Annotated in this window: 10 protein-coding genes; 2 read left to right on the top strand and 8 right to left on the bottom strand. The window is 60.9% G+C overall.

The genetic code is table 11. The features are described from left to right. Position 1 precedes the first annotated feature (1 nt). Both KHO30_RS13160 and KHO30_RS13155 read right to left on the bottom strand, forming a co-directional pair. On the bottom strand, positions 2-1,654 hold the full coding sequence (locus KHO30_RS13160; protein WP_200651994.1) for a GMC family oxidoreductase: 1,653 nt from the start codon (positions 1,652-1,654) through the stop codon (positions 2-4). Between the two features lie 2 nt (positions 1,655-1,656). Then, complete coding sequence (locus KHO30_RS13155) at positions 1,657-2,250, bottom strand: sugar dehydrogenase complex small subunit (RefSeq protein ID WP_211701228.1); 594 nt, start codon at positions 2,248-2,250, stop codon at positions 1,657-1,659. Between the two features lie 579 nt (positions 2,251-2,829). On the opposite strand from KHO30_RS13155, the gene KHO30_RS13150 reads away from it, so the two are divergent. After that, entirely contained in the window at positions 2,830-3,096 is a 267-nt protein-coding gene (locus KHO30_RS13150) for a DUF4148 domain-containing protein (protein ID WP_093640156.1), read from the top strand. Between the two features lie 113 nt (positions 3,097-3,209). Here the strand turns inward: KHO30_RS13150 and KHO30_RS13145 are convergent, their stop codons facing one another. The 6 genes from KHO30_RS13145 to KHO30_RS13120 all read right to left on the bottom strand — a co-directional run bounded on the left by KHO30_RS13145 (position 3,210) and on the right by KHO30_RS13120 (position 11,237). Beyond that, a complete protein-coding gene (locus tag KHO30_RS13145; protein WP_211701227.1) occupies positions 3,210-5,450 on the bottom strand; it encodes a S8 family serine peptidase in 2,241 nt (746 codons plus the stop codon). Between the two features lie 47 nt (positions 5,451-5,497). After that, positions 5,498-6,709, bottom strand: coding sequence for a phosphatase PAP2 family protein (locus tag KHO30_RS13140; protein ID WP_244864021.1), 1,212 nt, complete (start codon positions 6,707-6,709; stop codon positions 5,498-5,500). Between the two features lie 51 nt (positions 6,710-6,760). Further along, positions 6,761-8,482, bottom strand: coding sequence for an adenylate/guanylate cyclase domain-containing protein (locus KHO30_RS13135; protein WP_244864020.1), 1,722 nt, complete (start codon positions 8,480-8,482; stop codon positions 6,761-6,763). A gap of 408 nt (positions 8,483-8,890) precedes the next feature. After that, a complete protein-coding gene (locus KHO30_RS13130; protein WP_211701225.1) occupies positions 8,891-9,931 on the bottom strand; it encodes a LuxR C-terminal-related transcriptional regulator in 1,041 nt (346 codons plus the stop codon). 46 nt (positions 9,932-9,977) lie between these two features. Further along, on the bottom strand, positions 9,978-10,205 hold the full coding sequence (locus tag KHO30_RS13125; protein ID WP_054035211.1) for a hypothetical protein: 228 nt from the start codon (positions 10,203-10,205) through the stop codon (positions 9,978-9,980). Positions 10,206-10,313: 108 nt separating this feature from the next. Next, positions 10,314-11,237: a LysR family transcriptional regulator gene (locus KHO30_RS13120; RefSeq protein WP_093640171.1), complete on the bottom strand. Its 924-nt coding sequence runs from the start codon at positions 11,235-11,237 to the stop codon at positions 10,314-10,316. Between the two features lie 174 nt (positions 11,238-11,411). Here KHO30_RS13120 and catA point away from each other — a divergent pair, with 174 nt between their 5' ends. Beyond that, positions 11,412-12,347 (top strand): catechol 1,2-dioxygenase, encoded by a 936-nt coding sequence (catA, locus tag KHO30_RS13115; RefSeq protein ID WP_093640174.1) that lies wholly within the window; start codon positions 11,412-11,414, stop codon positions 12,345-12,347. Positions 12,348-12,359 lie beyond the last annotated feature (12 nt).

Here is a 12,359-nt window from a genome sequence, read left to right as displayed (position 1 = left end):
CTCAGGCCTGCCGCAAGGTCTTCTGGATCGAATCAGCAGCCTTGATGCCGAGCGCCACCATCGACAACGTCGTGTTCACCACCGAGGCCGAGGCCATCGCGCCGCCGCCCGGCAACCACAGGTTCGCGTGATCGTGAGCGCGGCAGTCGCCGTCGACCACCGAGTCTTTCGGATCGGAACCCATGATCGTGCCGCCCATGATGTGGTTATTCGCGTTCAGGCTCGTCGTGATCTCGAACTCCACCGCGCCGAACAGCTTGCCGATATGTTCGAGTTGCGCATGCGCCGCGGTTGCGCCGTCGCGCACGTAGTCGCCAACGTCGTAGTGGATGTCGGGACAGGCAAGTCCGAGTGGATCGCGCCGCGTCTTGCTCAACGTAAGACGGTTGTTCGGATCGGGCAGCGGTTCGAGACTGATCGACAGATCGACACCGAAAATCGCGCGACGGCGAATTTCGTCATCGAGCTCCTTGCCTACGAGGCCAAGCTTGAGCGCCTGATCGGTGGCCGGCCCCACGCGCGAGATGTTATTCAGGATCATCTTGTTCGACGAATACTTCGAGCGGAACGCACCGTCGCGTGGACCGACGATGCAACTGCTCTGCGCGGGCCCTCGGCCGAACCATAGCGGCTCGTTGGCGAGGAACGTGCAGTGAAAGCCCGAGTGATCCATCATGTTCCGCCCCACCTGGTCGGACGCGTTCGCAATCCCGTTCGGATTGCGCGCATTCGCGGCGAGCAGCAACAGGCGCGGTGTCTCGATACCGTTGCATGCGAGCACAAACGCACGCCCTTTGGCTTCATGAGATTGACGCTTCGCGTCGTAGAAATGCACAGCGGTGACGTTATTGCGTTCGTCGGTATCGATCTTGTAGACGACCGACTCCGCGAGCACCCTGGCGCCGCGATGCTCCGCGCTTTGCACGTGATGGATGCCGTTATACATCGCACCAATCGGACAGATCGGTTGACAATTGTTGTTGCCGCAACAGGTTGGCCGGCCGTTCCATGGCCGCGTGCTGCGCGCCTGCGGAATCGGAATCGAGTGATAGCCGTATGCATTGACGACTTCAGCAAAGCGCGTATCGCCGTATGCCCACGGCACCATGTCCATTGGGTAGGGACGGCTGCGTTCAGTCGGCGACTGACGCGACGGGTCGTTCGGACCCGCAACGCCGAGTTCTTCTTCAGCGCGGCAGTAGTAGGGTTCGAGGTCGTCGTAGGAAATCGGCCAATCGCGGCCGACACCATAGGTCGACTTCATGCGGAAATCCACCGGCAGATGGCGCCAGCATGACGCGGCCCAGTGCCACGTGGTGCCGCCCACCGTGCGCAGGTAGCCTTGCTTGAAACTTCCTCCGCTCGGGCCGCTCAAGGCTACGTAGTCGTTGGGAGGGAAATACAGCGGCGCGGGCGCGGCCTTCGCCTGCGGATAAAGACCTTGAAAATCCGAGCCGACCCGATTCGGGAACGGCATGTTGCGCCAATTCTCGACCGCGGTTGCACGCTCGATGCGCAAGCCCGCCTCGAGAATCACAACCGAATACCCCTGGCGAACCAGCTGGTCGGCCATGAGCGCGCCGACCACGCCGGAACCGACGATGACGACATCCGCGGCGACATCGCCATTAGCAGAAATGGTGGGCGTTCTCATCTTCAGGCCTGCTTGTTCGTGACGGGCGCAGGCGCCGGTGCGAGACGCGCTTTAGCGGCCTCGGCGGGCGTGACTACGCCGGCAGCGGGCGGCGCTTTCGACCACCATAGCGGACCGTTCGAGCAGTACGTCGGCACGGTGAGGCCATCGCTAACCGTGCTGTACATCAGCGCGTCGTCGTAAGCAATCAACTGCGACTGGTTGCCGTGCGTGACGGTCCCCGTGTACCAGCCGGCGACGATCGCCTGCACCGTTTCCCGCAGACCTGCCCCACTCGCCCGCGCGAGCAACTGCTGCGGCGTCTGCCCTGCTTGCATCAGTCCCGTCAGCCTGGCTGCACGGTCGGCGAAAGTACTATCACTCGCGATAAGCGCGGCATATAAACGCTTGCCAACGATTGGATTCATCGACCCGTGGCCGGTGAGCGCTTTGGATAGCGCGAGGAAGTCCGTCTCCCGAACCGATGGCTGCGCGAATGCGGCAACGGGCGACAGAAACGCAAGTTGCGCGGCGATCGCAAGCGTCTTGAGCATCGTCCGGCGCGACATGCTGTCGGCAGACGAATACTCAAGCTCTTCGCCGTTCACTGGCTTCATTGGCACCAGGTTCTTATTGATCAATTTTGGCTCGCTCTCAGTCGACGGTTTTCAGCGGACTATAGACGAGTCCGAAGTCCGGCCTGGCCCAGCGCTACGCACAGCACAGCATGAAAGGCCCAGCGGATATTAGACTGGAACCGATCCCATGAAGTGAGCTCATTGCTCAAAACATCATTGTGCTTTTTGCAAAAATTGTCCAGAAGAGGATGAGACGGGAACCGTCAGATCAAACGCCGGTTGTGTCGCAAGGTTGGTGGATAACGGATCAGCGATATAGGCAGTACAGCTTATGTTTCCAGTTCGTAGCGCAGGTGCGCAGCGCCACCCTCATATCGAGTGCCTGGACAGGTAGTAGCCGGCGCGCCGCGCGTCCTTCGTCGTCTATCACCAATGCCATATAGCCGGGCCCATACCCGACACGCATACTGCAATCAGCCTAAGCGTCTCTGCAACCTCGCCCGATCGCACTCACTCCGTTCCACGGAGCGACCCGCTTTCTCCCTGGACACGGCGCACATCGGCGCTTCGGTTCGGCGCAGTGGGTGCAGGCGCCGCCACTTCTAAAGGAGAGTCAAAATGAAGACAGCACTTTTACTGGTCAGCGGCGTGCTCTGCGCGTGCTCATGGCAGGCAAACGCGCAGGACACCACCGCGCAACAGCCGCCGACGGCGACCGAAATCATGAACAGTTCGCAAGGGCCAGACATGTCGACCAACTCGATGTCGGGCGGCGCCGCGACTCAGCAGGGCAAAACCCGCGCCGATGTCTATCAGGACCTCGTGCGCTCGCAGCGGAACGGAGAAGCCGCAAGGCTCCAGGAGCTTTTCAAGGGAGGTCAATGATCTTCCTGTCCGCTCCGAATGCCTGCAGCGGACGCACGTGATGCACATGACGCAGGTAACGCACGACGAGGACCGGGTGAACAAGACCCGGTCCTCGGCGCGCTATGGCTTCGCTACAGCTTGATACCTCTTTTCTTCCAGCGCGGCGAAGGCAACCTGCCGGAGCCCGCCCGAATCGCAGGCAGACGCGGCACATAGGCGTGTTGACCGATCGCTACCGGCGGTGGGTTCAACGTGCCGACACATGAGCCTAGCAGGTGAGGAACCGACGCGACCTGATCCGGATCGAGGGAATTCGCCTCGGTTTCAATCCACACGCGAGCGGAAGGCTGAGGCGTGAACGTATTGGGCTGCAATCCATTCGCGTGCTCGATGATTTTTTGCCTCGCCAGCAAGCGTGCCACCTGCGGCGCCGCGGCGCTGGTTCCACTCAACGCAACGAGGCAGCCGCTGCGCGTACTCGCAGCCAGCACACCTGCGCATGCGACGGAGTCTTCGCTGACCGCCGCCGCATCCGGACCCAATCGCTGCGTCGCCAGAAGAGAAGGTCCGGTCGATGAGTAAGTCGCAGCGCGTCCGTCAGTCCTGCGATAGGCACCGACCACGACGGTGTGCTCGCCGGTCGCAATAGAACTCAACGTGCCGCCACGTTTGATCCACGTCAACGGATTGCCTGCGTCGAAGTCCCGCACGTGGGCTCCAAAAACAAACCGCTTGTACGCCTGATCCTCGAAGCGCGACTGGCGCCCTCGCAATGGATAGCCGTAGGCCGTTTCATTACGCTGCACCCACGCATGAATCTCCAGATCGTCACTCGACCCGTTCGTCAACGTCACGGTCCAGTTGCCCGCCGGCGCCGGATCGCGCTGAGACTGATTCATCGTCGTAGGGGCGAGTGCAATCAGGATCATCTTGCAGTCCCCCGTCGCGACGCAGTCCAGATAGACCACCGTGCACAGCACATTGCGCCCCGGTTGCCACGTGTAGAGATTCTCGACGGGAAACGCGGGGCTCTTGTCTCCCCCCGGCGGCGTGATCTGAACGGTCAGGCTGGATGCATCGACATTCTTCGGCAACCATATCTCGAGAAAACCAGGCGTGGCGCAATCGGGCAGGACCCTCCACGTGATCGGGCTCGACGTTCCTTTCTCAAGCTCGAGTACCGCGTGACAGCGCAGCATGTTGCTGTTTCCCGCGGGTACGACGATGGATAGATCGCGATGCAGACCGATCAGTTCGTCCATCGCGCATTCAATGATCGAACTGCCGTCGTGCGGACCCGCCATATAGCCATAGCTCAGGTTGAGTACAACCGAGTACTCTGCGCCGTCGGCAAGATCGTCGGCGCGACGCAGGAGGTAGCGGATCGCGTCGAGTGCGTGCACGGCGAACCAGAGCCCGGACGTGTCGCGAATCGTTCGCCCTGCCGTTTTGAACTGGACGCACAGGATGCGCGGCGGTTGAACCGTTCCCGTCCGCTCCCCTTCCAGGGTCAACGCGGCGGCCTCGATCCTGTTGTGCCTCACGCCGCACGCGAGATCCATGACCTCCGTGCCGTGCGCCCAGCGTTTGCGTGCGCCGACGTAACCGTTGAGTCGATACACGGCGTCTTCATCGACGAGTCCTTTGGTCACGCACTGCTTAAGCAAGCCGTTTATGTCGGCGCCGGCTAGCTCACGCCCGTAGTGCACGCCGAGCGGCGGCGCCGCTGCGTCATCCTGATTCCAGAAGTATTCGATACGGGTCAACGGAATATCGGCGACGGAACGAAAGCGTTCGTGAGCGAACGCCAGGCCGTCGTCCATGACACCCATGAATACGGCGTGCGGCTGGTCCGCCGCGTCAGTGGACGCGGCGCCTGGCTGAGCGACGGGAACGAAGACGGGCGGCGTTCCCAGCATGGACGCTTCGGAACCGGGAGCCACGGACTGCACCGCGTCGCCAGGAGCGATCGGCATCCCGAGCTCGAAGCGCTTCACGACGCCCTTCATGGCGCCATCGATTTCGGTGAAGAACTGCTTTGTCACGATCGCGCTCAGGAAGCGCGACGCTTTCAGATCACGCGGCGGAAAGCGATAGACGGTCGATACCTTAATCCACGCCTTCCACGTGGCGTTGCCGTTTTCCAGACTCTCCGCGAACGTCTGCGCGGTAAGGGGCGTAGCGGCCGCTCCTGGCCAGTGCGCTTCCAGTTCGAGGATGACGCGCACCCACGTGGGTTGCCCTCCGAGGTGAGCAAACGCCGTTGTGTCCGCCCACGCCAGATAGGGGTCGGCGCGAGTGCTATTGGCAGCCCGTCCGATCCAGTTGAGACCGCTCCACGCGCCGCCACCCGCCAAAGATTGCCAGCTCATATGCCACCTCGTATGCCACCTTTTCCGCACGCATCGACAGCTTACGGCTAACGCGTGTTCTGGAGACTCTTGCCCGTCCACTCGCTCGCCGCCTGGTTCCATAGCCACGACAGAATGGCGGATCCATCCACGGCCGTTTGCGTAGAGTCCCAGTCGATGAACGAGAAATAGGCTCGCACCTGTGGCGCGGTCATGCCCGAATTGTTCAGGATGTAGGTGGCGACATCGGTGTTGCTCAGCGGCTCGTGATAGTCGAAGTCCGGGTTGCCGCGCGGACCATTGGCGTTGATGCTGTTGCCCTTGAAATAGCGCGGAGTAATCATGCCGTTGCCGCCAAGCTTTCGCTTACACCGCGCGACAAAGTATTCCCCGAGTGAAGTACCGAGCACGTGCCCCGCAATGCTGTCGATCGGAAAATGCACACCCGCTACCGTGCGATTCACCGCGACGCGGTACGCCTGCCTCATCACCTGCTGTTGGAATACGGAGCCAGGCCCCTCATTGAACAATGCGCACAGCACTACCGCGATAATGAACGCCTGGGTCGAATGGCCGCTTGGTAGCGAGCCATGCCCTGGCGTCTGGATCATCGGCTGGACCTGGGTTGAATACTCGATCGGCCTTTGTGCCGCGATCGCATGCTTGAAACGAATTTCCGCGAAGATCGCGAATCGCACAGCGGTATCGAGTAGTTCGAGCGTCTTCGGCGTGCGGCTCGGGTGCAGGAAGATGAGGGTGCTCCAGAACGCCACTTGCGGACCCATCTGACACAGTATCTCCGCGGCGCGGTCCTCGCGCAGGTCCGAATAGAAGTCCAGCCAGTCGAGTTGTTTCGTGAAAACGGCCACGTCCGGGCGGCTCAAGGAGACGATGTCCACGTCCGCGCCGCCTTGTGCGATTGCCCGGTGAGACAGCGTGGCGGTAGCAGGGTTTGGAAACGAAAAGCGCAAACTGCTCAGCAGTTCGAAATCGAGCACCGTCGCGCGGACCCAGGGCTCCCAGCGCCACAGTTGAGCGGGATCGTCGAGCGCAGGCGCGGTAGGGAGATCCTGCAGTTTCTGATTGTCGAAGTTGAGCGTCACCAGTTCCGGAGTCCGCCAACTGCCCACGATCCCGTCGCGGTGTCCGATCAGCGCTTCCGCGAGAAGCCGCGGGTCGCCCGAACTACCGCCGCCCGCATCATAGACACCGCCCGCGCCGCCACCGCCGGGCGGAATGCCAGCGCCGCCCGCCCCACCAGCACCGCCAAGTCCGCTCACGATATGTCTCCACTCTCAGGGATCCAGCACCGCATTCATTGCTTCTTTTATCTAACCAGGCAATCCCGCCTGACGAAGTGCCTCCGACCAGATCTTGCCGGTCTTGTATGCGCCGCTAGGCGAGCGTTCGAGATAACGTTGCACCGTCAGCGTCGGCTCGATGGCCAGAACTTCGCCGACCGTCAGACGCGCCGCCTCGACGTCGCCGAGCAGCGATTGCGCGATCGCCAGCGCGCGTAACGTGGACGTGTTGGTACGGTTCACCCGCAGGGACCGTTGCGCCAGTTCCACCGCGCGTTCGTAGCGGCCTGCGGATAGCGCTGCCGTGGCTCCGAGCGATTCGTAGAAATAGCGCAAGGGATCGAGCGGCGAAAGCCTGAGGGCGCGCTCGGTTGCGTCGACCGCCTCCTCGCCCTCGCCTTCGAATGCGTGCAGCGTGCCTTTGAGCAGCCATGCAAGCGAATCGTTGGGATTGACCGAGAGCGCGAGCGCGTAGCGCTGCTGCGCGACGTCGAGTTGCTTGAGCAGATTCGTGTGCACGAATCCGTCGATAGTCAACGCGAGCGAACACTCAGGATCGGCGTCCAGCGCCTGTCGCGTGCATTCGAGCGCTATATGCGCTTCACCGCGGCGGTCGTCAGTCCAGCCGCGATTAAAGCGCAGGACATGCCACTTGGCGAGCCATGCATGCGGCAACGCCTGTCTGCGCGCGCGTTCGATCACCGCGTCCAGCATGTCTCGCGCGCGGTTGAAGTCGTCCGCTACTCCGCGATGCATCAGCACGATAGCGCTCATCAGCAGTGTCGATATTTCGAGCGTGGGCAACGCCTGCGATCGCGCCCGATGCAGTTCGCGATTGATGATCGCGTTGCTGACCGCGCCGACCACCCGGCCGATCAGTTCGTCTTCGCCGAGCATGATCTCGGACGTGCGGCCTCTGATGCTCTCGGTCCACAAAATGTGCCGCGATTTGGCCTCGGCAAGCTCGGCGACGAGCACGAACTGATCGCCCGACATGCGATATGCGCCCGACAGCACGTAACGCGCGCCGAGAAACCCACTGATTTCGTCGAGCGACGCGCCGCGCTCGCGAAACGCGGTCGTGGACAAACGCGAGATCACCTGAAGCTCGGCCGTGCGAGACAAGGAGGAAATGATCTCGTCGGCGAGCACTTCGCCGAGCATCTGCTGTTCGACGCCGCCGCCACGCAAGATGAAAGGAATCACCGCAATGGTGGGCCGCAACTCCGGCAAAAAACCAGCGCCACGCTCGATCAGCGGACGTGGCCCAGGCGGGCCGATCCGATAGGCACGCACCGGATGCTCGAAATGCTTCAGATGGCATTCGCCGAGGTCGTCGATTTCCGCATCCAGTTCGGACGTCAGCTGGTCCCGTACCTGCGCGGACACCACGATCTCTCCCGGTCCCGCCAGCGTGTAGAGGCGCGCAGCCAGATTGACGCCGCGGCCGTACACATCACGCTCGTCTTCGTACAACTCCGTGACGTGCAAGCCCATCCGCAAGAGCATGTGCGTGCTCGCCGGCTCGCCTGCGTTGGCCTCGCGCGACGCGCGCTGGATCGCAAAGGTCGCGGCGAGTCCATCCTGCAGGCGCATGAACGTGACCATGAGTCCGTCGCCCTCCGTTCTGATCAGGCGGCCGCCATGCGCAGGCACCAACTCGTTCTCGATCCGCGCCTTGAACGCGCGCCAGCGCCGCGCTGCTTCGACCTCGTTATCCTGCATCAGCCTGCAGGATTCAACGAGATCCATAAACAGCACGGAGCGAACGACACAAACCAGGCCATCCGGTAAATGGGGGAAATCTGCCATGACGTTTATTCAAGCCATTTTGTGGGCGTGCACGGTCCTATACGCAAAGGACTTCACTGTCCCAGCGCATTCTTTCAAATGTCACGTCGGAAGAGCCGCGCCCACGCAAGCGCAACCTTTCAGCGTTGAGCCGAAAATGCTCGAAATGGTGAATCTCGCCGCCTGACGGGGCGACGCGAACGCGCGGCCGATGTCTTCAGCAGACTGGCGATTTGTATGTGTTATAGGTCAAAAAAACATCGGGAAAATGGCTTTTTTTGCCCGCGGTCCGCTTTATGTCAGTCGATATCGGACAAAGTTGAAGCACGTTGAATTGCCGTGTCTGCAATAAGCGTTCGAGCGTCGCAATTAACGCTTCGTGCGCAGCTTATCGGCCTCCAATCGGCGGGTAATCAAGTGAATCAGAAAGGTGGCGAAATCCGGATCCTGGTAATAAAGTCGCATCGCGTCGGTCGCCGAGACCACCAACAATTCGCATTCGCTTTTGCAACGGGCCGTGCACGTGCGCCGATGGTCCGGAGAGAAGAGCCCGATTTCGCCCAGTATCGTGCCCTGCCCCACCTCGATGCCGATCTCCTCGAGCATGACTGTTCCGCGCACCATGTAGTAAAGCGCATCGCTTCGGTCATCTTTGTGAAAGAGAACGTGGCCAGATTGAAAACGGGTGGGCGCCGTATAAGCCAGCAGTCGACTGATTGAAAGCTGGCCGTCCAGCGCGTGGTGAAGCTGCACATCGCCGACCTTCTGCAAGCGCGCCGCGGCAACGCTCGCCTGCCCGCGACTGCCAACCTTGAGTGCTTTGTACACCGTATATAAGTGCACTTTTACGGTCCCTTCCGTAATGTTCAACTGCCGCGCGATCGACTTGTTCGAATCGCCGCGCGCCGCGAGCGCCAGCACTTGCAGTTGGCGAGGGGTCAGGAAGTCGGAATTGGGTTCGGCCGCGCCGGCGGACTTTGGCAGCGCGTCGGTGGAAGCGGTACCGGCGGTAGCCGCGGTGGACGCCGATAAGCGTATGTCCGATGGCAGATGCCGCCCACCGGCAGCGAGGAGGCGCAGCGCACTGATCAGTGCATTGGTGGACTCCGATTTACCCAGGTGACCTGCCACGCCTGCCGAGATGAATTGCTCGACGGTCTGAGGATCGACCGAGGTCAGCAGTGCAAGCACGGGCAGATTAGGTGCACCGTGGCGAGAAGCGCTTGCGGTAGTAAGCGCTTCCGGCAGATAGTCACCGTCGAGCACGAGTACGTCGACCGTTTGCCCGTGGTCGAAAGGGTTCAATGTGTAGTCGGCGCATTTCACTTCGGCGCCGTCCGCCACCTCACCAAGCAGACGCGCGACGCCATCGCGAAACAGACCTGCGGGCGCAATGAAAAGGATCAGCATGAGCCGTGCACGCCACACATGGCGCCTCGGACTGATCGACGTCTCTTCACGACAGCGAGGCAAGCATGATCGACAACCTCTTCATGTGTGCCTTAAACGCGTCGCTCGCTTCCCGATCGGTTGTCGGATTCAGGTGCGAAGTCCCGGCGAGTTCAACCTGCTCATGAAAATCGTTGGCGACCGCGCGTCTGATGTCCGGAGGTAACGACCGTACGATGGAGACCAGTAAAGCCTCTTCGGCGTGAATCATGCCCAGAATCGAATGAGTATCCACGGCAGAACCTCCGTTGAAGGCGTCGTAAGTACACTCTAGTACACGCCGGTCAATCGTTTCAGGCTACCTGGGAGTTTCCTACTGATGGCGTCGGGCAGTCAGCGAGTATCACCGCCCGGCATCGTTACGGGGCGCGTAAGGTACCCTTTCCTCCTCGTACAACCGGTAGATGAGTTCAAGCAGTTCCCGAAGATCGCGCGACTCGTCGAGCATTCGCGTGCTCATGATGATTGGGGACACCAGCGTGGGGTCGTCCAGTTCCTTGTAACTCACGTCGTCTCGCTTCAGGCCATACACACTACTCGGAACGACGGAAATGCCTTCCCCCGCTGCGACGAGGCCCAGCGCAATCTGCAACTCCCGTACTTCATATATGCGGCGAGGCTTGAGACCACGGTCTGCGAATGCCGATAGTACCTGGTCTGCATAACTGGGCCGCGGCGCCTTGGGGAAAATAATCAGGGTCTCGTTGACCAGGTCGCTGAGCCCGAGGACGGGTTTGCCCAATGAGAGTGCATGGCCCTCCGGGAAGGCGACAATCATCTTCTCCTCGCGAAGAATCACCCGGCGGATGTTGGCGTCCTCATGCCGGATACGGCCGAACCCGACATCGATCTGACCGTCTTTCAGCGCGCGAATCTGGTCCATCGTCGACATCTCATGGAGGCTGAGTTCGACGGTCGTGTTCTCGTCGCGAAAGCGCCGGATGATTTTTGGCAACATGCCGTACAACGTCGAACCCACGAAACCGACGGAGAGGCTGCGCTCGATGTTGCCCACGCGCCGCGTCATTGATTCGAGTTCAGACGTCTGAGCCAGCAACTGGACGGCATGAGCATAGAAAAACTTGCCCGTCTCCGTGAGCTTCAACGGGCGCGAGTCGCGCTGGAATAACTGCACCTCGAGAATCTCTTCAAGTTGCTGTATCTGACGGCTCAGAGGCGGTTGGGCCATGTTCAGCCGCTGCGCAGCGCGCGTGAAATTACGTTCCTCGGCTACGGCAACGAAATAGCGAAGATGGCGCAGCTCCATTTCAATACCTTGTAGATATAGACCGATACTAAATCAGTGTTGGACGAGGCCTTCCGGCGTCCACTATTCTGCATTCACACTCTGTTTCAGCACCCATTATACCTTTCAAGCATATCCAAGAGGGCGCTAAACCAAGGGTTTACCCCCAAATAAAATAGAGATTCAGGAGCAGACATGAGCGTCAAAGTGTTCGATACGAAGGAAGCGCAGGACCTGTTAAAGGCTGCTGCTAACGTCGGTAGCCGGGACGGCAGTGCTCGCGCCCAGCAAATTGTCCATCGCCTGTTGGTCGATCTGTTCAAGGCCATCGACGACCTTGACATGACGCCCGATGAAATCTGGGCCGGCGTTCACTATTTCAACAAGCTCGGCCAGGACGGCGAAGCGGCCCTGCTTGCCGCAGGTCTCGGTCTCGAGAAGTATCTCGACATTCGCATGGATGCAGAGGACAAGGCTGCTGAAATCACCGGTGGCACGCCGCGTACTATCGAAGGCCCGCTGTATGTCGCCGGTGCGCCGGTGCACGATGGCGTGTCGAAGATTGATATCGATCCGGACGAGGATGCCGGCCCGTTGGTGATCCGCGGCACCGTAACCGGCCCGGACGGCAGACCCGTCGCAGGTGCGGTGGTCGAATGCTGGCACGCAAATTCAAAAGGCTTCTATTCGCACTTCGACCCGACCGGCGCGCAGAGCGAGTTCAACCTGCGCGGAGCGGTCAGCACCGGTTCCGACGGCAAGTACGAATTCCGTACGCTCATGCCCGTGGGCTACGGTTGCCCGCCGCAGGGCGCGACCCAACAACTGTTGAACGTGCTCGCCCGCCATGGCAACCGCCCGGCGCACGTGCACTTCTTCGTCACCAGCGACAAGCACCGCAAGCTGACGACGCAAATCAATATTGAAGGCGATCCGCTGATCTGGGATGACTTCGCCTACGCGACCCGCGAGGATCTGATTCCGCATGTCGTCGAAAAGACCGGCGGCACTGCGTTGGGTATGAAGGCCGACGCGTACAAGGAAATCGAGTTCAACATCGCGTTGACTCCGCTGGTTCAGGGCAAGGATAACCAGGCCGTCCATCGTCTGCGTGCGTCTGCTATCGCCTGACCGCTAAACGCG

This window comes from Paraburkholderia aspalathi, assembly GCF_905220735.1.
GTDB classification, from domain to species: Bacteria; Pseudomonadota; Gammaproteobacteria; order Burkholderiales; family Burkholderiaceae; genus Paraburkholderia; species Paraburkholderia aspalathi.
This window is presented reverse-complemented; position numbering and strand designations above follow the sequence as displayed.

Coding starts and splice junctions, on each gene's coding strand:
- KHO30_RS13160 (WP_200651994.1), bottom strand. CDS start 1,654: ATGAGAACGCCCACCATTTCTGCTAATGGCGATGTCGCCGCGGATGTC.
- KHO30_RS13155 (WP_211701228.1), bottom strand. CDS start 2,250: ATGAAGCCAGTGAACGGCGAAGAGCTTGAGTATTCGTCTGCCGACAGC.
- KHO30_RS13150 (WP_093640156.1), top strand. CDS start 2,830: ATGAAGACAGCACTTTTACTGGTCAGCGGCGTGCTCTGCGCGTGCTCA.
- KHO30_RS13145 (WP_211701227.1), bottom strand. CDS start 5,450: ATGAGCTGGCAATCTTTGGCGGGTGGCGGCGCGTGGAGCGGTCTCAAC.
- KHO30_RS13135 (WP_244864020.1), bottom strand. CDS start 8,482: ATGGATCTCGTTGAATCCTGCAGGCTGATGCAGGATAACGAGGTCGAA.
- KHO30_RS13130 (WP_211701225.1), bottom strand. CDS start 9,931: ATGCTGATCCTTTTCATTGCGCCCGCAGGTCTGTTTCGCGATGGCGTC.
- KHO30_RS13120 (WP_093640171.1), bottom strand. CDS start 11,237: ATGGAGCTGCGCCATCTTCGCTATTTCGTTGCCGTAGCCGAGGAACGT.
- catA (WP_093640174.1), top strand. CDS start 11,412: ATGAGCGTCAAAGTGTTCGATACGAAGGAAGCGCAGGACCTGTTAAAG.